This is a genomic window from Saccharopolyspora sp. MMCC62 (genome assembly GCF_057736575.1).
This window is the reverse complement of sequence record NZ_JBYKCM010000006.1, coordinates 209,514-228,355: the sequence shown is the minus strand read 5'-3', so window position 1 is coordinate 228,355 and position 18,842 is coordinate 209,514. Positions and strand designations below refer to the sequence as shown.

The 18,842-nt window shown below is 75.2% G+C and carries 15 protein-coding genes; 10 read left to right on the top strand and 5 right to left on the bottom strand.

What is annotated here, in order from left to right; all coding sequences use genetic code 11:
• Positions 1-3 precede the first annotated feature (3 nt).
• On the bottom strand, positions 4-555 hold the full coding sequence (locus AC29IT_RS16545) for a TetR/AcrR family transcriptional regulator (RefSeq protein ID WP_488219303.1): 552 nt from the start codon (positions 553-555) through the stop codon (positions 4-6).
• Positions 556-1,503: 948 nt separating this feature from the next.
• Here AC29IT_RS16545 and AC29IT_RS16540 point away from each other — a divergent pair.
• Both AC29IT_RS16540 and AC29IT_RS16535 read left to right on the top strand, forming a co-directional pair.
• Positions 1,504-2,958, top strand: a complete 1,455-nt coding sequence (locus AC29IT_RS16540; RefSeq protein WP_488219302.1) for a DHA2 family efflux MFS transporter permease subunit — start codon at positions 1,504-1,506, stop codon at positions 2,956-2,958.
• A 50-nt stretch (positions 2,959-3,008) separates the two neighbouring features.
• Positions 3,009-3,782: an ABC transporter permease gene (locus AC29IT_RS16535; protein WP_488219301.1), complete on the top strand. Its 774-nt coding sequence runs from the start codon at positions 3,009-3,011 to the stop codon at positions 3,780-3,782.
• On the opposite strand, the gene AC29IT_RS16530 is transcribed toward AC29IT_RS16535, so the two are convergent.
• From AC29IT_RS16530 to AC29IT_RS16520, 3 genes are read right to left on the bottom strand one after another with little or no spacing between them, the layout of a single operon-like run.
• On the bottom strand, positions 3,769-6,906 hold the full coding sequence (locus AC29IT_RS16530) for an arabinosyltransferase domain-containing protein (RefSeq protein WP_488219300.1): 3,138 nt from the start codon (positions 6,904-6,906) through the stop codon (positions 3,769-3,771). The genes AC29IT_RS16535 and AC29IT_RS16530 overlap by 14 nt on opposite strands.
• Positions 6,903-7,394: a hypothetical protein gene (locus AC29IT_RS16525; protein WP_358441784.1), complete on the bottom strand. Its 492-nt coding sequence runs from the start codon at positions 7,392-7,394 to the stop codon at positions 6,903-6,905. Before AC29IT_RS16525 ends, AC29IT_RS16530 begins: the two co-directional genes overlap by 4 nt.
• A 12-nt stretch (positions 7,395-7,406) precedes the next feature.
• Positions 7,407-8,654 (bottom strand): molybdopterin-dependent oxidoreductase, encoded by a 1,248-nt coding sequence (locus tag AC29IT_RS16520; RefSeq protein WP_488219299.1) that lies wholly within the window; start codon positions 8,652-8,654, stop codon positions 7,407-7,409.
• Between the two features lie 205 nt (positions 8,655-8,859).
• Between AC29IT_RS16520 and AC29IT_RS16515 the strand changes: the two genes are divergently transcribed.
• The 4 genes from AC29IT_RS16515 to AC29IT_RS16500 are packed head-to-tail and all read left to right on the top strand — an operon-like array spanning position 8,860 to position 11,902.
• Positions 8,860-9,522 carry a glycosyltransferase family 2 protein gene (locus AC29IT_RS16515; RefSeq protein ID WP_358441789.1) on the top strand — a complete coding sequence of 221 codons (663 nt, stop codon included), beginning with the start codon at positions 8,860-8,862 and terminating at the stop codon, positions 9,520-9,522.
• Positions 9,519-10,199, top strand: coding sequence for a TIGR04282 family arsenosugar biosynthesis glycosyltransferase (locus tag AC29IT_RS16510; RefSeq protein ID WP_488219298.1), 681 nt, complete (start codon positions 9,519-9,521; stop codon positions 10,197-10,199). The genes AC29IT_RS16515 and AC29IT_RS16510 overlap by 4 nt, the downstream gene beginning before the upstream one ends.
• Positions 10,196-10,807: a methyltransferase domain-containing protein gene (locus tag AC29IT_RS16505; RefSeq protein ID WP_358441795.1), complete on the top strand. Its 612-nt coding sequence runs from the start codon at positions 10,196-10,198 to the stop codon at positions 10,805-10,807. The genes AC29IT_RS16510 and AC29IT_RS16505 overlap by 4 nt, the downstream gene beginning before the upstream one ends.
• Positions 10,808-10,858: 51 nt before the next feature.
• On the top strand, positions 10,859-11,902 hold the full coding sequence (locus tag AC29IT_RS16500) for an NAD-dependent epimerase/dehydratase family protein (RefSeq protein WP_488219297.1): 1,044 nt from the start codon (positions 10,859-10,861) through the stop codon (positions 11,900-11,902).
• A 267-nt stretch (positions 11,903-12,169) separates the two neighbouring features.
• Here AC29IT_RS16500 and AC29IT_RS16495 read toward each other — a convergent pair whose 3' ends face one another.
• Positions 12,170-13,633: a PucR family transcriptional regulator ligand-binding domain-containing protein gene (locus AC29IT_RS16495; RefSeq protein WP_488219296.1), complete on the bottom strand. Its 1,464-nt coding sequence runs from the start codon at positions 13,631-13,633 to the stop codon at positions 12,170-12,172.
• A 99-nt stretch (positions 13,634-13,732) separates the two neighbouring features.
• On the opposite strand from AC29IT_RS16495, the gene gabT reads away from it, so the two are divergent.
• The 4 genes from gabT to AC29IT_RS16475 all read left to right on the top strand — a co-directional run bounded on the left by gabT (position 13,733) and on the right by AC29IT_RS16475 (position 18,770).
• A complete protein-coding gene (gene gabT / locus AC29IT_RS16490) occupies positions 13,733-15,094 on the top strand; it encodes a 4-aminobutyrate--2-oxoglutarate transaminase (protein WP_488219295.1) in 1,362 nt (453 codons plus the stop codon).
• A 31-nt stretch (positions 15,095-15,125) separates the two neighbouring features.
• Positions 15,126-16,556 carry an NAD-dependent succinate-semialdehyde dehydrogenase gene (locus tag AC29IT_RS16485; protein WP_488219294.1) on the top strand — a complete coding sequence of 477 codons (1,431 nt, stop codon included), beginning with the start codon at positions 15,126-15,128 and terminating at the stop codon, positions 16,554-16,556.
• Between the two features lie 111 nt (positions 16,557-16,667).
• On the top strand, positions 16,668-17,453 hold the full coding sequence (locus tag AC29IT_RS16480) for an IclR family transcriptional regulator (RefSeq protein ID WP_488219293.1): 786 nt from the start codon (positions 16,668-16,670) through the stop codon (positions 17,451-17,453).
• 117 nt (positions 17,454-17,570) lie between these two features.
• Complete coding sequence (locus tag AC29IT_RS16475; RefSeq protein ID WP_488219292.1) at positions 17,571-18,770, top strand: MFS transporter; 1,200 nt, start codon at positions 17,571-17,573, stop codon at positions 18,768-18,770.
• The last annotated feature ends 72 nt before the right edge of the window (positions 18,771-18,842 follow it).

The window sequence follows — 18,842 nt, the reverse complement described above, 5'->3', positions numbered from 1 at the left end:
GTGCTAGCGGACGTCCTCGGTCGCCAGCGCGGCCCGGGCGGCGCGCAGCGCGGCGGCGCAGGCGCGTTCCCGACCCTGCAACCGGGCGGACTGCGTCATGCCCTCGTGCAGCAGGAACAGGGTTTCGGCCAGGTGGGCGGTGTCGTGGTCCGGTGCGATGTGCTCCAGGCGGATCCGGAACTCGTCGGCGAGCTTCTCCTTGTGCTCCCGGACGGCCGCGGCGATCGGCGCGCTGTCCGGGTGTTCGGCGAGCGCGTTCATGAACAGGCATCCGGTGTTCGCGACCTCGGCGAGCCAGTCGCCGAGCCGGACCAGCAGGTGCAGCACGTGGTCGACGCCGGTGTCCGGTCCGCCGTCGAGCCAGTCGAAGTACACCCGGTCCCGGTGCTCCAGCGCGCCGACGATCATCGCCTCGCGGCTGGGGAAGTACTTGTAGAGGGTCCGGAGCGAGACGTCGGCCTCCGCGCGCAGGGCTTCCACCCCCTGCTCGGCGAAGCCGTTCTCGGCGAAGCTGCGCTCCAGCTCGCCCGCGATCCGCTGCCTGGTACCGGTCATGGGCCGATGGTAGAAGGATCGCTCTACCGATGTAAAGCGATCGTTCTACCCGATGTCGGAGCCGCGATTCCCCGGCGCCGAAACCGGGTGGTCCCCCGTTCGAGGTGGACGCGTTCCGCTGCACGCAGCGCACCCGCCCGCGACGCTCCGACGAGGCCGGGCCGCCGGAGGAGGTGCCGCGCACCCGCCGGATCCGAGTGCGCCTTCTCGCCCCGCGCGGTGGTGTGCGAACGCCTCGCGCCGACCGGGCCGACCGACCCGTTCGACGCCGAGTTCCGCATCGGCGAACGGATCGCGGTCCGCGGCGGCGACGGCTCCGGCACATCGCACCTCCTGCGGGCGCCTGCCCGCGGCGTTCGGACGGGAAGCGGTCGCCCCGGTCGAGCACCCCGGTGGCGCGCGGCTCGGCGCGAGCGCGGCGCCGGGATGCTCGCCCAGACCCGCGAGCACCCCGAGTTCCGCGGCCGGACGCTGCGGGAAGCACCGCGAACGGGAGATCCCGCGCGGCGGCGGAACTCCGGCGATCGCACCCGGCCGAACGGAGCTCGGCGATCTGGGTGAGATCGGGGAGATCCTGGTGCTGACGGGGGAATCGCGCGCACCGACCGGTGCACCCCGCCGCTGCCCCGAACAGTCGACCCCGCTCGGCGGAATCTCTGCACAGGCCGCGGCGAAGTGCGTATCGTTCCGGTTCCGGGGGCGCTGCCGGTGGCGCTCCGCGGCGCGAGGGAGGCGGAGTGCGATGCCCGGTCCGCGAGTTCCCGCCGACCCGGACGTGCGCCCGCCGCCCCGCTCGACCGCCGATGTGCTCGCCCGCGTCCGCGACGGACTCCCCTGACACCACCGAGTTCGCGCGCCCCTCGAACCCGACGGCCCGCAGCGGCCGGTGCCGGTCCAGACGTCCAGCGACAGGAGGCTCGGTTGGTCCCCCGGAGGAATCCCGCGGCGGTGGAGCGGTTGCCGGACGGGGCGCTGCTCGGGCTGGCGCTGCTGGTCGGTTCGGCGTTCGTGATGGTGCTGAACGAGACCGTGATGTCCGTGGCGCTGCGGTCGCTGGTCGTGGACCTGCGCGTCGACATCGCGACGGCGCAGTGGCTCTCCAGCGGTTTCCTGCTCACGATGGCCGTGGTGGTGCCCACCACCGGATACCTGCTGCAGCGCTGCACCGTCCGCCAGGCGTTCGGCGCGGCGATGGGCCTGTTCAGCGCCGGGACCGCGCTGTGCGGCGGGGCCCCCGGGTTCGCGCTGCTGCTCGCGGGCCGCATCGTGCAGGCGTCCGGGACGGCGATCATGGTGCCACTGCTGATGACGAGCATCCTCGCGATCGTGCCCGCCGGACGCCGCGGGCAGGTGATGGGCACGACGTCGATCGTGCTCGCGGTGGCGCCCGCCGTCGGTCCCGCCGCGGCCGGGGTGGTGCTGTCGGCGCTGGGGTGGCGGTGGATGTTCTGGCTGGTGCTGCCGATCGGACTGCTGGCGCTGGTGGCGGGGTTGCGGCGGCTGGACATCGCGAACAGCACGTCGCGGGCCCGGCTGGACGTGCCGTCGGTGCTGCTGGCGGCGGTCGCGTTCGCCACGCTCGTGTACGGGCTGACGGTCTCCGCCGAGACCGATCCGTCCACATCGGACTCCGATGTCGCGGGGAGCGGCCCTGCCTGGCCGTGGATCGTGCTCGGCGCGGTGCTGGTCGCGGTGTTCGTGGTGCGCCAGGTCCGGTTGCAGCGCACGGGAAAGGCGCTGCTGGACCTGCGGCCGTGCGCGGTGCGGGACTACTCGGTGCCGCTGGTGCTCAGCGTCGCCGGGTACATGGCGCTGTTCAGCGCCGTGATCCTGCTGCCGTTCTACGTGCAGGTGGTGCTCGGCCGCGATTCGCTCGTCGCCGGGCTCGTCGTGCTGCCAGGCGGGGTGGTGATGGGGTTGCTCGGGCCGCCGGTGGGCCGCGCCTACGACCGGTTCGGGGTGCGAGCGCTGGTGGTGCCGGCCTCGGTGCTGCTGTGCCTGAGCCTGTGGGCGTTCGCGACGCTCGGCGGGAGCAGCCCGATCTGGCTGGTGGTGCTGCTGCACGTGCTGATGTCGATCGGGCTGGCGTTGAACTTCACGCCGCTGGTGACCGACGCGCTCGGTGCGCTCCCCCGGTCGCTGCACTCGCACGGCAGCGCGATCCTGACGACCTGTCAGCAGCTGGCCGCGGCGGCGGGCACGGCGCTGTTCGTGACGGTGATGACGTTGTGGTCGGCCCGGCCCGGCGCACCGGACGAGGCCGGGATCCGGGCGGCCTTCGTCGTCGCCGCCGCCATATCGACGCTCGTCCTGGCGGGCACCGCGCTGCTCCGCTCCCGGCGGCCCGCGGACGCGCCCGACCGCACCTCCGACGAGAGCGGCGCACCCGATCGCACCGGCTAGACCCGGCTGGTGACGCGGGGTCGCTCCGCCAGGTGGATACGCTCGCGGGCATGCTGCCGACCTCCGGATCGGGTTCGATCCCGGTCACCCCGGCGCTGGGTGCCGCGGTCGTCCTGCTGCTCGGGACCGCGGCGGCGGTGGTCGCGGTCGGCGGGTACGGCCGCTGGTGGCCGGTGCTGGCGGCGGGCGCCCGGGGCGCGGTGCAACTGCTGCTGGTGTCGTCGATCATCGCGCAGGTCGTCGGCTCGCCGGTCCTGGTGGCCCCGTTCATCACCGCGATGTTCGCGATCGCCGTCCGCACCGCCGGTCGCCGCGTCACCACCGGCCCCGGCTGGTGGGTGCCGATCGCGGCCGGGGTGGGTCCGGTGGTGGCGGTGCTGCTGATCGACGAAGCGCTTCCGCCCACCGGGCTGGTCCTCGTCCCGCTGGTCGGCCGGCTCATCGGCGGCGCGCTCACCGCGACCTCGCTGGCCGGGCGGCGACTGCTCGACGAGCTGCACCAGCGCCGGGACGAGGTGGAGGCGGCGCTGTCGCTGGGCCTGACCGACCGCGAGGCGCGGCTGGAGATCGCGCGGCCGGTCGCCGGTGGGGCGCTGGTCCCGGCGCTCGACCAGACCCGCACCCCCGGGACCGTGACGCTGCCCGGCGCGTTCGTCGGGATGCTGCTGGGCGGTGCCACTCCGGTCGAAGCCGGGGCCGTGCAGCTGTTCGTGCTGATCGGCCTGCTCGCGGTGGAGTCGATCGCCGTCCTGCTCACCCTGCACCTGGTGGCGCTCGGCCTGCTCCGCGGTGCCGCACGCGCTCCGGGGCTCACTCGGCGCTGAGCGGCCCGGGAACGCGGAACCCCTCCCCCTGCCAACCCCAGCGGAGCTCCCAGGTGGTGCGGGTGTCGTAGGCGTCGCGGGCGATCGGGTACGACACCGTGGCGACCTGCCCCCAGTCCCGGTAGCGCGGATCGTGCGGACCGAGCGGTTCGGTGGGGATCGGGGTGCGGCGGCCGACCTCGTCCACCCCGGCGAAAACGCCCCCGATGTCCCGGTTGTACGCGGCGGTGCCGTCGAACCCGAGCGACTCCGGCGGGTTCAGCAGCGCGGTCGGCGCCTGCGCCAGCCCGCCGCCGACGCGCGGCACGTCCCGCAGGCACGGTGCCACCCAGGTCATCGACCAGTCCACGTACACGTCCGGCCGCCCGGCGAGCAGGGCGCGCAGCGGGACCACGTCCAGCACCCGCGGCCCGGTCACCGCGAGCCAGCCGTCCCGGTCGGTGGTGCCGTCCGCGGCGACGACGCGGACCCGGTCGGCGCCGGGCGGCACTTGGTCGGCGACGAGCGTCCGCCACTCGGGGTGCACCTGCGGGCGCTGCTCGATCTGCCGGTCGGCCGGGTAGATCGGGCGCGCGTCCCGTTCGTCACCGGAATCGTCGAGGACGCGGGTGCCGAGCGGCCGGGGCGGGCCGTCGGCGGTGGACCGGGCGAACTCCAGGGCGAGCCGGTTGCCGTCCCCGGTGCGCCCGGCCGCGGACACGGCGATCCGCTGGTCCGGACCGAGCTCCGGGGCGGCGAACCATCCGCTGCGCAGCGAACCGGTGCTGATCGCCCCGCCGGTCCGGCTGCCCCACCGCTGCGGTCCGGTGCCCGCGGGCGGAGGGCTGCCGCCGCCGTCGGTGAAGCCGGTGAGCTCGTCGTCGCCCTCCGCGCGCGCCAGCACGCCGCCCGGCGCATCCGCGTTGATCACGACGTCGTCGACGATGCCGCAGCCACCGCCGGAGAGCTCGCCCAGGAGCTGCCCGCCGACCGAATAGCCGCCCGCCCGCGCGATCGGCGCCGCCGCGAACGACACCAGCAGCACCAGCACGCCCGCTCCGGCCGCCGCGGTCGCCACGACCGCGGGCATCCGGGCCAGCATCCGGCGCGCCGCGTCCCGACCACCGAACCGGGGCAGCAGCGCGCACCCCAGCAGCACGGCGACCAGCAGCACCCACGGCAGCGGTCCGTTCAACGGCCGCAGCGGCAGCTCGTCGCGCGGCACCCCGAAGTGCGAGTACAGGAAGTAGGTGTTGGTGCCGGCGAACGCCAGGCAGGCGGCCGCGATCGCGCCGACGGTGCCGACACCGCCCAGCAGCAGCACCTCGCGGCGCGCCGACCACTCCCGCGCGCACGCGCCGAGCAGCACGACCCCCGCGGTGAGCGCGATCGCGCCGAACCCGGCGAGGGCGCCGAAGTAGTGCGTCCACTTCGACGGCGTCAGCCACAGCAGCGCCAACCCGATGCCGAGGCAGCCCAGCGGCAGCGGCACCAGCCGCATCCCCGGCAGCCGGCGGGCTCCGCGCACCACCAGCAGCGTCGCGCACCCCGCCACCGCGATCGTGAGCAGCACCGGCAGCCGCCGCGCCAGCCCGCCTTGGTAATCGCCGAAGCCGAGCAGGTACTGGTAGCGGCGGATCTCCTGGAACCAGCCGACGTCCGGGCCGTAGAACCGGTGCAGCGCGGTGGCCTGCTGCGCGCCGAACCAGGACTGGTCGGCGAACATCGCCACCAGCGCCACCGAGGCGAGGCAGCCGCCCAGCACGCACCACCCCCACGGCGGTTCACCCCGGGCCCGCAGCCCGCGCAGGATGCGCGGCGCCAGCAGCAGCACCGGAGCCACCGCGGTCACCCCCACCGGGTTGACGGCGACGGTGAGCCCGCCGGCGAGCGCGCCGAGCCCGAGCAGCAGCACGCTCGCCCCGCCCGGCCCGGCGGTGGCGCGCAGCACGCAGGTGAGCACCGCGGTGGTGCCGAGCGCGATGAACGGTTCCGGGCGCACCCCGAGGTCGAACGGCAGCCACCACACCAGCAGCGCCACCGCCAGCAGCGCCCGGGTGCCGAGGTGGCGCGCGTGCTCGGGCAGCACCACCGGCAGCACGCCGCGGCTGAGCAGCAGCCAGGTGAGCAGTCCGGCGAGCACGCTCGGCACCCGCAGCAGCAGCGGCGGGGCGTGCAGGGCCACCAGCGGGCTGATCAGGTTCAGCACCAGGGTGAACGGTGCTTCGGAGGAGTTCTCCCACCGGTAGTAGTTGGTGAAGTCGCCGGTGCGCAGCGCGTTGCGCACGATGCCCTCGGTGAACGAGTCATCGGGGCTGAGCGGGCCGAGCACGAGCCAGACCGCGAACACCACGAGCAGGCCGAGGTCGATCAGCAGGAGCGAGCGGCGGGCCGGACGTCCGGGACCACCACCCGTCCTATTTCCGACCACAGTGGACTCATCCACTGCGGAACCGTCATCCGATCCGCCGCCGGGCGAACCGGATCCGCCGCGCCGTCGATCCCCCACCACGAGCAGCACCAGCGACGTGAGCATCGCCGCGACCGCCACCCCGATCAGCGCGATCTTCGCCGCGCTCGGCGTGCTCTGGAACCAGTCCGCGGTCCGCGCGGTCACCCGCATCCCGTCCGCCGCCGCCGGGTCCAGATCGGTGGCGAAGGCGAACACCTCGCGGACCTGCGCATCCGGCAGGTCGATGGTCCGCGGCCCGAGGCGCAGCGTGCTGCCGTGCGCGCCGGCATCGAGGGACAGCCCGCAGTCGCCCGCGGCGACCGGGCCGCGGTGCACCTGCTCGCCACCGACGAGCACCAGCACCGATCCGTCCACCGCGGACACCGCGAAGCCCTCGGTCGGCTTGCCGGGCAGCGCGCTGCTCACCAGCGTGGTGGCGGTCCCGCGGGCGAGCCCGGCCCGCACCGCCGAGCACGGCACCTCGACCCGCACGTGCTCCGGCCGGTACGGCACGAAGAACGCGGTGGTGGACTCGACGGGCCGCCCGGCCTGCGGCCAGGTCACCGTGGTGCGCTCGGTGGCGACCGGCGCGAACGGGAGCGCGAGCGCGGCGAGCACGCCGAGCCCCCCGACGAGCAGGGCGATCTTGGTGAGCGCGGGAACCCGGCGCTCCTCTCCCCCGGTGGTGTTCACGACGTCCTTCCTGCGAGGTCCGGTGCCTTCCCCGGTTCGGAGCCGCCGCGCCCGCGGACGGCCCGCGACAGCACCCGCACGATCCACCAGCCGATGCTGAGGCCGAACAGGACGGCCGTCACCAGCAGCCAGTTGCCCAGGTACGGCTCCTGGTCCTGACCGGTCGCCGCCGCGTGATCGGCGGCGCCGAGCCCGAGGATCCCGGGGAAGAACACCAGGAACAGGAGTCCGCTGCCCAGCGCGGGCAGCCGAACGTGGTTCACCGCGGCCGGGTGCGCGCGCCGGAACACCCCGGTCAGCGCCCGGTCGCCGAGGGCGTACAGCGGCAGCAGCACCGCGTCGTGAGCGACGGCGGCGGCGACGAACCACAGCAGCACGGCCGGCAGCTCCGGCTCGTCGCGCAGCAGCCGGAACGCGTACCAGGTGAGCGCGAAACTCCCCAGCAGCACCAGGAACCGGAACGGATCGGTGCCGAGCAGTCGGGTCACGCGGCGCACGGTTCACCTCCTCCGGAACGAGATCGAAGCGACCCACTTGGTGTTGTGCACCCCGGGCAGCGCGGGCACGATCACCCGCGCCGGGAAGCCGTGGTCCGCGCTCAGGTCCACCCCGTTGACGCGCAGCGCGAGCAGCGCGTCCGGATCGAGCACCTGCCCCGGGTGCAGGGTCGCGGCGGCGAACGCACCCCCGGTCTCCAGGGACCGCACGTGCGCCGAGGCGGGGTCGGGCACCCCGGCGAGGCGGGCGAGCTCGGCCAGCGGCACCCCCGTCCAGCGCTGGGTGGTCGACCAGCCCTCGACGCAGGCGATGGGCAGCTCGGCGGTGCGCTGCGGCAGCGCGAGCAGGCGGGCTCGGTCCAGCTCCACCGGTTCGGCACCGCCGAGCAGCCGCAGCCGCCACTCCGGGCCGGTGCTCGCGGCGGAGATGCCCGCGGCCGCGGCGGTCCGGTTCACCTGGAACCCGTTCGGTCCCGGGGCGTCCCGGTAGCGCGGGGACAGCAGCGCGGTCCGCCGCGCCCCGTCGAAGGTCTGCCCGGCGGTGAGCAGCCCGATCAGCGCGGCGCCCCCGGCAACGGTGGCCAGGAAACCGCGCCTGCTCAGGGTGGCCGCCGCGGGCCGCACCGCTGCCAGGTCGTCCTCCCCGCCGCGGCGGCGCAGCGCCCGCACCGCGGCGGGCAGCTTCAGCGCGACGTGCACGGCGAAGGAACCGATGAACACCCACGCGCCCCAGTAGTGCGCGGTGTAGAAGCTGAACGGGAACGCGTAGTAGTACTGCACGTTCAGCACGCCGGTCACCAGCTCGAACAGCACGCTGCCCACCAGCAGCAGCAACGACAGCCGTTCCAGCGCCTTCGCCGGCGAGGTCACCGGCGGCCAGGCGAACAGCTTCGGGATCACCGACCACAGCTTCGCCAGCACCACCGGCACGAGCACCAGCCCGAGCAGCACGTGCACGCCCTGGTTCAACCGGAACAGCCACGACGGCCGGGTCGGCCAATCGAACAGCGGCAGCCGCAACCACCCGGTCTCCGCGGGCATCGCCTGCCCGAACCGGGGACCGTAGGCCGCGTAGGACAGCAACCCGGTGAGGACGACGATCGGCAGCGCGACGAGCAGCACCATCCCGAGCACCGAGGTCAGCCAGGTGCTGCGCAGCGGGCTGCGCCACACCCGGGAGCGCCCGAAACCGGGCGGCCGGACCCGCTCCCACCTGCTCGACCCGTCGTCGAGCCGTCGTCCGAAGTGCACTGCACGACCCCTCACCACGTCTGCCGCGGCGCCACGAGGAGGGAGGTCACACCGGTTCCGCCGAAAAAAGTGGAACCGGGACCAATCCGTTCGCCGGGTGGCACCGAATACCTACGGGAAGCGATGCGCAGTGGGAAGTCCGTGCTGGGACTTCGCCAACGTAACACGTCCCCCGGACCGGGGGACCGCAGTCGAGGACGGTGGAATGACGGTCAGCGTCGATGTGATCCTGCCGTGCCGGGACGAGGAGGCCGCGCTCCCCGGAGTGCTCGCCGGCCTGCCCGCCGCGCACGGCTACCGAGCGCTCGTGGTGGACAACGGCTCCACCGACGCCACCGCGGCGGTCGCCGCCGAGCACGGCGCGACCGTGATCTCCGAAGCGCGGCCCGGGTACGGGGCCGCCGTGCACGCGGGGCTGGAGCACTCCGGAGCCGAGGTCGTCGTCTTCGTGGATGCCGACGGTTCGATGCGCCTGGACGCGCTCCCCCGGCTGGTGGACCTGCTGGTGGGCGGGGACGCGGACCTGGTGGTGGGCCGCCGGGTCGCGGCCGAGCGCGGCGCGTTCCCGTGGCACGCGCGGCTCGGCAACGCGGCGCTCGCCGGGATGCTGCGCAGGCAGGGCCTGCCGGTGCGCGATCTGGCGCCGCTGCGGGTGGCCTGGCGGGATCGGCTGCTGGAGCTGGGCGTCACCGACCGCGGCTTCGGCTATCCGCTGGAGCTGCTGGTCCGCGCCGCCCGCTCCGGCTGGCGGGTGGAGGAGGTTCCGGTCGACTACTACCCGCGCGCCGCCGGGACCCGCTCGAAGGTGACCGGTTCGGTGCGCGGCACCGCGCGGGCGGTGCGCGACATGGCGCGGGTGCTGCGATGAGCCGCGGTGTGCTGCTCGTCGTCGCGAAGGCGCCGGTGCCGCGGCGGGCGAAGACCCGGCTCACCCCACCTGCCTCGGCGGAGCAGGCGGCGGCGATCGCGGCGGCCGGGCTGCTGGACACCCTCGACGCGGCCGCCGGGACGGGCCTGCCGACGGTGGTCGCCTGGACCGGGGAGACCGCCGCGGCCGCCCGGCTCGACGAGGTCCGGGCCGCGCTGGAACGGGTGCAGGTCGTCGAGCAGCGCGGCGACGGGTTCGCCGAGCGGCTCGTCGCCGCGCACGCCGACACCGGGGCGCTGCACCCGGGCGAGCCGATCCTGCAGATCGGGATGGACACCCCGCAGCTCACGCCGCGGCTGCTCACCCGGTCCCTCGACCGGCTGCGCGGCGATGCGCCGCCGGACGCGGTGCTCGGCGCGGCCGAGGACGGCGGCTGGTGGGCGCTGGGGGTGCGCCGGGCCGAGCACGCGGCGGCGCTGCGGGACGTGCCGATGTCCACCGCCGAGACCGGGGCGCGCACGCTGGCGGCGCTGCGGGGCCGCGGGCTGCGCGTCGAACCGCTGCCCGCGATGTCCGATGTGGACACCATGTCCGATGCCACCTCGGTCGCCGCCACCATTCCCGCGTCCCGGTTCGCCGCGGCCGTCGCCGCCGTGCCGGTGGAGCGCGGGCGGTGACCGCCGTGTTCGACGCGGTGTACGGCGCCGACACCTGCTGGCTGGAGATGGACCCGGGACCACCCGAACTGCTGCACCCGCGCCGGTGGTCGGACGAACCGGAAGCGGCCGACGAGCTGGTGCTGCGCCGATGTCGCGGCGCGACGCTGGACGTCGGCTGCGGACCCGGCCGGATGACCGGCGGGCTGGTGCGGCACGGGCGCACCGCGCTGGGCGTCGACGTCTCCGCCGACGCGGTGTGCCGGACCATGCTGCGCGGTGCGCACGCCTTCCACGGCGACGTGTTCGGCCCGCTGCCCGGCGAAGGCCGCTGGGAGCACGTGCTGCTGCTCGACGGGAACCTCGGCATCGGCGGCGATCCGCGCGCCCTGCTGCGCCGCGCCACCGAACTGATCACCGCCACCGGCAGCGTGCTCGTCGACGCGCACCCGCCCGGGGTGGGGCTGTGCGCGGGACGCGCCCGGTTGCCCGGCGGCAGCTGGTTCCCGTGGGCCCGGGTCGGTGCGGACGCGTTACCCGAACTCGCGGCTGCCGCGCGGCTGCGGGTGCGGTGGCGCGCCCGCCACGGACGGCGCAGGCTCGCCGAACTCGTGCGGGCCGAGCGCTAGTGGACTTCCGGGTGCGCCCGGAGAACAGGAACGTGGAGAGGAGAACCGAACATGCGGGTACTGGTCACGGGTGGCGCCGGCTTCATCGGATCGCACGTCGCCGACCGGCTGCGCGCCGACGGGCACGAGGTGCTGCTGGTCGACGCGCTGCTCCCGCAGGCGCACCGGACGCGCGCCATCCCCGACTACCTCAACGGGCACGGGCTGACCGTCGCGGACCTGCGCGACCCGGACATCGCCGACCACGTGGTGCGCGGAGTGGACGCGGTGTGCCACCACGCGGCGATGGTGGGGCTGGAAACGGGACTGGCCGACATGCCGGAGTACGTGGCGCACAACGAGCTCGCCACCGCCCACCTGCTCGCGGCGATGGCCGAGCACGGGGTGCGCAGGCTGGTGCTGGCGAGCTCGATGGTCGTCTACGGCGAGGGCCGCTACCGCTGCGGCCGGCACGACGTGGTGCAGCCCGGCCCGCGGCGGGAGGCCGACCTGGACGCCGGGATGTTCGAGCCGCGATGTCCGCGGTGCGACGAGGCGCTGGTGCGCGGCACCGTGCCGGAGGACGCGCCGCTGGATCCGCGCAGCACCTACGCGGCCACCAAGCTCGCGCAGGAGCACCTCGCCGCGCTGTGGGCGCGGGACACCGGTTCGTCTGCGATCGCGTTGCGCTACCACAACGTCTACGGGCCGCGGATGCCGCGGAACACCCCGTACGCCGGGGTCGCCTCGCTGTTCCGCTCCAGCCTCGCCCGCGGCGAAGCGCCGGTGGTGTTCGAGGACGGCGCGCAGACCCGCGACTTCGTGCACGTCGGCGACGTGGCCGCGGCGAACGCGCTGGCCGCCGGGCAGGACCGGACCGGGTTCCGCGCCTACAACGTGTGCTCCGGTGATCCGCACACCATCGGGGAGATGGCGACCGCGCTCGCCGCCGCCGACGGCGGGCCGGAACCGCGGGTCAGCGGGCGCTACCGGCTCGGCGACGTGCGGCACATCGTCGCCGACCCGGTCCGGGCCGCGGAGGAGCTCGGGTTCACCGCGGAGATCCCGTTCGGCGTGGGCATGAAGGAGTTCGCCACCACCCCGCTGCGCGCCTGACCGGCCCGCCCCGTCGAGCGAACAGGCCGCCCCGCACCGCCCAGCTGTGAACCTGCCCGGCGGGTCGTGTCCGTGCCTTGTCAGCGGCGAAGCCGCTGAGCAGCGACCACGCACGCAGCCGGACCACCCGCGGGTTCTCAGCGGTTCCCCCGCGAGGACAGCGATTTCTCCTGTGGCGGAGCCACCGGTGAAATCGATCCCGCAGCGGGGGAACCGCTGAGGTTCCGCCACCCCAGTGCTCCGCAAACCGACTGGCAAGACGGAAGATCACGGTTCGCGGGCGATGAGGACCGCTATCCACAGGTCGGCGCGCCCGGCGGCGGTGTCCACGTCGCGGCCGGTGAGCTCCTCGACGCGGGCGATCCGCTTGCGCAGCGTGTTGCGGTGGATCCCGAGCTCATCGGCCGCGGGCTGCCAGTGGCCCAGGTGCGCCAGGTAGGTGTGCAGGGTCCGCAGCAGCTCCGGTTCCCCGGCGAGGTCGCCCAGGATCGACGCGGCCAGCGCGCGGGCCGCGTGCTCGGGCAGCCCGGCCCGGACGCTGCCGCGGAACCGCTCGTCCCAGTCGACGACCGCCGCGTCGCGGTCCGCGGCCGCCAGGGCGGTGCGCGCGGCGGCGTCGCTGGTGCCCGTGTCGGCGACCGGGACGGCCGGGCCGATGCCGATCCGGGCGCGCAGGTCGGCGAGCAGCTCCGCGACCTCGCGGGCCGCGCCGTCCGCCACCAGCAGCGCGATGTGCCCGCCGGACGGGGCCGTGGTCAGCACCTCCGGGTGCTCGCGGGCCAGCCGGGCGCGCACCCCGGCGGGAACCCGGTCGGCGCGCAGCACCCGCACGGTCCGCGGCGGCACCGGAGCACCGTCGAGCAGCGCCGCGACCCCGGCGCCCGCGTCGACCGCCCCGGCCAGCACCAGCGCCGCCGCCTGGTCCCGCAGCCGGAGTTCGGCGTCCGCGGCGGCTCGGGACCGTTCGGCGTCGAGGGTCAGCAGCGCGACCGTGGACACCAGCACCGCGCGCAGCACCGCGTCCAGCGGTCCCGGGGCCAGCAGCACCAGGAACGGTCCGTCGACGCCCGCGCCGAGCGGCTGCACCACGGTCGTGCCCTCCGCGCCGGTCTCGGTGACGGCACCGGCGCCGCCGCCGGAGCGCAGCGTCTCCAGCGCGCGCCGCGCCGCGTCCGGCAGCCGGAACCGGGCCGGGACCAGCGGAGTCCCGGCGGCGTCGACGAGTCCGGCGCTGCCCCGCGCGGCCCGGCCGAGCACGCCGAGCACCCGCGCCGGGCCGTCCCGGCGGGAGATCACCCTGGTCAGCTCCTGCTGCACGCGCAGCGCGGACACGGTGGACTCGCGCTCCTGATCGGCCAGCAGCCCGGCGACGGCCTTGCTCACCGCGATGAACGGCGTCGCCTCCGGGACGACGACGAGGCCGAGCCCCGCCGCGCGCGCCGCGGCGACCAGCGCCCGCGGCACCTCGGCGTGCGAGAGGCCGGTGCCGAAGCCGAGCGCCGCCACCCCGGCGCGGTCGATCCGCCGCACGTAGGCCGTCCAGTCCTGGCGCACCAGCCCGGTGGTCAGCAGCAGCTCGCCGCCCTCCAGGTACCGGTCCGGGTCGGCGAGCTCGCTGGTCGTCACCCACCGGAGCGGGCGCGCGGTGGCCGGTTCGACGATCACGCGCAGCGCCAGCTCCGGGATCGCGACCACGTCGTCCAGGCTCAGCACGGTGGCAGTGTTGCACACCCGCAGGCACCTGGATGTCGGCTCTGCACACTCAACAGGGCGCGCCGTCCGGCCTAGCGTCGGAGAGGTCCCGTCCCCTCCGCCGCGAAGGAGCCTCGCATGACCGCATCCGCCCCGTCCCCCGAGCTGATCGGCGGTCCCGGCCTCCCCCAGCGGCGCGAGCTCCGCACCGAGGTCCCCGGCCCGCTGTCCCGCGAGCTCGCCGCGCGCCGCAGCGCCGCCGTCTCCGCCGGGGTCGCGTCGACGCTGCCGGTGTACGCGGCCGCGGCGGGTGGCGGCGTGCTGGTCGACGTGGACGGCAACTCGTTCGTCGACCTGGGTTCCGGCATCGCGGTCACCACCGTCGGCAACTCGGCGCCGAAGGTGGTCGCGGCCGCGTCGGACCAGCTGGCCCGGTTCACCCACACCTGCGCGATGATCACCCCGTACGAGAGCTACGTGCGGCTGGCCGAGGAACTCGCCGCGATCACCCCGGGCGACCACGAGAAGCGCACCGCGCTGTTCAACACCGGCTCCGAGGCCGTCGAGAACGCGGTGAAGATCGCCCGCTGCGCCACCGGCCGCACCGGAATCGCGGTCGTGGACCACGCCTACCACGGGCGCACCAACCTGACGATGGCGCTGACCGCGAAGAACAAGCCGTACAAGGACGGCTTCGGCCCGTTCGCGGCCGACGTGCACCGCGCCCCCACCTCGTACCCGTTCCGGGACGAGGCCGAGCTGTCCGGGCCCGACGCCGCGAAGCGCACCACCGACTACCTGGAGCGCACCGCGGGGGCCGAGCGGCTCGCGGCGCTGGTGATCGAGCCGATCCAGGGCGAGGGCGGGTTCATCGTGCCCGCACCCGGTTTCCTGGCCGAGCTGGCCCGCTGGTGCCGCGCGAACGGGATCGTGTTCGTCGCCGACGAGGTGCAGACCGGGGTCGCGCGGACCGGTTCCTGGTTCGCCACCGACCACGAGGACGTCGTGCCGGACCTGATCACCACCGCGAAGGGCCTCGGCGGCGGGCTGCCGATCGCCGCGGTCACCGGCCGGGCGGAGCTGATGGACGCGGTGCCCGCGGGCGGGCTCGGCGGCACCTACGGCGGCAACCCGGTGGCCTGCGCCGCCGCCTCGGCCGCGCTGGAGACGATCCGCGAGGACGGGCTCATCGCCCGGGCCGCCGCGATCGGCGAGCAGGCGACCGAGCGGTTGCGCGCGCTCGCCGCCGCCGACCCGCGCGTCGGGGACGTCCGCGGCCGCGGCGCGATGGTCGCCGTCGAGTTCGTGCGCCCGGGCGGCACCGAACCGGACGCGGCGCTGGCGAAGGCCGTCGCCGACCACTGCCACCGCGCAGGCGTGCTCGTGCTGACCTGCGGTTCGTTCGGCAACGTGATCCGGCTGCTGCCGCCGCTGACCATCCCGGACGAGCTGCTGCACGACGGGTTGGACGTCCTCGCCGACGCCCTCGCGCAGGCCTGATCCCCCACCCCTTCTCCCCGAGGAGTTCCGCATGCCCCTCTTCCAGCCGTCCCCGCTGCTCATCGGCGGCGAGCCCGCCGCGACCGCGGACGAGTTCGCGGTGCACGACCCGGCGACCGGGGTGGAGATCGCCCGGGTGCCCGACGCGGACGAGTCGCACGCCGCGGCCGCCGCGGACACCGCCGCCGGGGCGCTGCCCGCCTGGTCGGCGACACCGCCGCGACGGCGTTCCGAGGTGCTCGCGAAGACCCGCGAGCTGATGATCGCCCGCACCGACGAGCTCGCCGAGCTGATCAGCCGCGAGTCCGGCAAGGCCGCCGCGGACGCCCGCGCGGAGGTGTCCTACGCGGCGGAGTTCTTCCGGTGGTTCGCCGAGGAGGCCGTCCGTCCCGAAGGCCGCTTCGAAACCTCCCCGGACGGCCGCTCCACCACGGTCGTCACCGCGCAGCCCGTCGGCGTCGCGCTGCTGATCACCCCGTGGAACTTCCCGGCGGCCATGGTCACCCGCAAGGTGGCGCCCGCACTGGCGGCGGGCTGCACCGCGGTGCTCAAACCTGCCGCGGAGACCCCGCTGACCGCGCTGGCGATCCGCGACCTGCTGGTCGAGGCGGGCGCCCCGCAGGACGTGCTGACGGTGCTGACGAGCACCCGGGCCGATGCCATCACCCGGGTGCTGCTGGCGCACGACGCGGTCCGCAAGCTGTCCTTCACCGGTTCGACCGGGGTGGGGCGGCATCTGCTGGGCCTCGCCGCCGGGCGCGTGGTGAACAGCTCGATGGAGCTGGGCGGCAACGCCCCGTTCGTGGTGTGCGCGGACGCCGACGTCGACGCCGCGGTGGAGGGCGCGCTGATCGCGAAGCTGCGCAACGCGGGCCAGGCGTGCACGGCCGCCAACCGGTTCCTGGTGCACGAGGACGTCGCCGACGAGTTCGCCGAGGCCTTCGCCGCGGCCGTCGCGCGGCTGCGGGTCGGCCCGGCCGCCGAGCCGGGCACCGACATCGGCCCGCTGATCGACGACCGCGCGGTGCGCCGCGTCGCCGGGCTCGTCGCCGACGCGGTGGAGCGCGGGGCGCGGGTCGTGCGCGAGCCGGTCGCCGTGCCGGACACCGGTTCGTTCTCCGCACCGGTGGTGCTGGCGGGGGTGCCGGACGACGCCGCCGTGCTGCACGAGGAGATCTTCGGCCCGGTCGCGCCGATCCGGACCTGGTCCGACGACGACGAGCTGGTGGCGGTGGCGAACGCGACCGAGTACGGACTCGCCGGCTACGTCTACGCCGGGAACACCGCGCGGGCGTTGGAGATCGGCCGCCGCTTGCAGTGCGGCATGGTCGGGGTCAACCGCGGCGTCGTCTCGGACCCGTCGACGCCGTTCGGCGGGATGAAGCAGAGCGGCCTGGGCCGCGAGGGCGCGCAGGAGGGCATCCGGGCCTTCCAGGAGACCCAGTTCCTCAGCGTCGGCTGAGCCGACCGCACTCCGGTCCGCCGCGCGTGCTCCCGGCGCGCGGCGGACCGGTCGTTGCTCCTGAAGCAACGCAGGTTGCTTCGATCGCTCCGGATGGTGAGGATCGGGGGCATGAGCGGTGAGAACGCGTCGGCGGTGCACCGGGCGGTGGCGATCCTGCAGGCGCTGGGCGAACCGGCGGCAGACGAGGCGGGCGGGCTCGGCGTCGTCGAGATCGCCCGCCGCGTCGGCAAGGAGAAGTCCCAGGTGTCCCGGGCGCTGCGCGCGCTCGAAGAGACGGGGATGGTCGACCGCGACCCGGAGACGCTCGGCTATCGGCTCGGGTGGCGGGTGTTCACGATGGCCGACCAGGCCGGGCACCAGCGGCTGCTCGCCGAAGCGCCGCCGGTGCTGCGACGGCTCCGGACCACCACGAACGAACGCGTCTACCTGACGGTGCTGTCCGGCGATGCCGCGCTCACCGTGCTGTCCGAGACACCGGCCCGGACCGTGCAGACCACCGATTGGGTCGGGCAGCGCAGTTCGCTGCACTGCACCGCCACCGGCCGGGCGCTGCTGCTGGACCACCGGGACGACGAGCTGGAGGCCGCGTTCGCCGACGTCGCCTTCGGCGCGGACGGGCCGCGGGCGCCGCGCGACGTCACCGAAGCCATCGCCCGGCTGCGCGAGGCGCGCGAGCGCGGATACGCGGTCTCCCGCGACGAGTTCGAGGAGGGCCTCGTCGCGGCAGCCGCCCCGGTGCGCGACTTCCGCGGGCGGATCATCGCCGCGGTGAACGTGTCCGCGCCTACCTTCCGCCTCGCCCGGAACCTCGACCGCGCCGGACGGCTGGTGCGCGGCGCGGCCGACCGGATCTCGCAGGCCGTCACCGGGGCACCACCGGGCGACCGGGCCTGATCGGCGGCCGGATCCCGGCCCCACCTGCCCCTGACACACCAACCCGCGGAGCGCACCCCGCTCCGCCGATGCGGCGCGCCCGGATGCGGCGCGCCGCCCGAACGGGAGCGAATTCGCGTGCCACTGCGCCGAAAACCCGTCCTGCCCGACACGATCGCGCGGCACCGCGGCGCGCTCGCCCTGTCCGCGGAGCACGGGGTCACCGACTTCTACCAGGGCGTGGTGCCCGCGCTGGTGCCGCTGCTGGTCGCGGAGCGCGGCTACGACTACGCCCACGCCGGTGGCGTCGTGCTCGCCGCGACGCTGGTGTCCTCGTTGGCGCAGCCGCTGTTCGGGGTCCTGGCGGATCGCGGACCGGCGCCGGGCCGGGTCCGGGCGGTGGGGTTGCTGCTCGCCGCAGCCGGGATCGGCGCGGTCGGTTCGACCACCTCGTACGCGGCGACCTGCGCCGCGCTGGTGCTCTCCGGGATCGGCGTCGCCGCCTACCACCCGGAGGCGGCGAAGGCCGTGCACCGCACCGGAACCGGCGATCGGGGCATGGGGTGGTTCACCTTCGGCGGTCTGGCCGGTTACGCGGCGGGCCCGGTCGCGGCCGGGGCGGTGCTGCTGCCGTTCGGGCTGGTGGCCACGCCGCTGCTGGCGGTGCCCGCGGTCATCGCGGTCATCGCCGGCCGGTTCCGCGGCCGTTCCCCCGAACCGGGCGACGACGACTCGGACGCGCCGGTGGCGGGGACCAACCGGTGGCGGGAGTTCGGCTGGCTGACGGTGATCATCGTGCTGCGGTCGGTGCTGTTCTCCGGGGTGAGCACGTTCCTGGTGCTGTCGGTCGCGGATCGCCTCGGTGCGGCGCCGAGCACCGCCTCGCTGGCCCTGGTCCTGTTCTCCGCCGCCGGGGCGGTGTCCACCTTGGCCGGCGGCGGACTGGTCGAGCGGTTCGGGCGGCTCACCGTGCTGCGGGTGAGCCACCTGACCGGTCTGCTGCTGCTCGGCTGCCTGATCACCGCGCCCGCGGTGCCGATCGCGCTGGTGGCCGCGGCCGCGCTCGGGGCGGCGGTGAACCTGCCGCTGCCGGTGCACACCACCCTCGGGCAGCACTACCTGCCGCGGAACCTCGGGATCGCCGGGGCCGTCACCCTCGGCATCTCGGTCAGCAGCGGCGGGGCGGCGGTGCCCGCTCTGGGCGCGTTCGCCAACGTCCACGGCACCACCGCGGCGCTGGCCGTGCTGCTGCCGCTGCCCGCCCTCGCGACCGCGTTGACCGCGTTCCTCCGCGACCCCGCCGAGCAGGCCGAGCAGGCCGAGCAGGCCGAGCTTTGACGGGACGCGGTGCGACGGAACCGTCCTATGAGGACTTCATGCGCTCGGCCGACTCGCACCGCAGGGGCCACG

Coding starts and splice junctions, on each gene's coding strand:
- AC29IT_RS16500 (WP_488219297.1), top strand. CDS start 10,859: ATGCGGGTACTGGTCACGGGTGGCGCCGGCTTCATCGGATCGCACGTC.
- AC29IT_RS16515 (WP_358441789.1), top strand. CDS start 8,860: ATGACGGTCAGCGTCGATGTGATCCTGCCGTGCCGGGACGAGGAGGCC.
- AC29IT_RS16510 (WP_488219298.1), top strand. CDS start 9,519: ATGAGCCGCGGTGTGCTGCTCGTCGTCGCGAAGGCGCCGGTGCCGCGG.
- AC29IT_RS16535 (WP_488219301.1), top strand. CDS start 3,009: ATGCTGCCGACCTCCGGATCGGGTTCGATCCCGGTCACCCCGGCGCTG.
- AC29IT_RS16480 (WP_488219293.1), top strand. CDS start 16,668: ATGAGCGGTGAGAACGCGTCGGCGGTGCACCGGGCGGTGGCGATCCTG.
- gabT (WP_488219295.1), top strand. CDS start 13,733: ATGACCGCATCCGCCCCGTCCCCCGAGCTGATCGGCGGTCCCGGCCTC.
- AC29IT_RS16485 (WP_488219294.1), top strand. CDS start 15,126: ATGCCCCTCTTCCAGCCGTCCCCGCTGCTCATCGGCGGCGAGCCCGCC.
- AC29IT_RS16545 (WP_488219303.1), bottom strand. CDS start 555: ATGACCGGTACCAGGCAGCGGATCGCGGGCGAGCTGGAGCGCAGCTTC.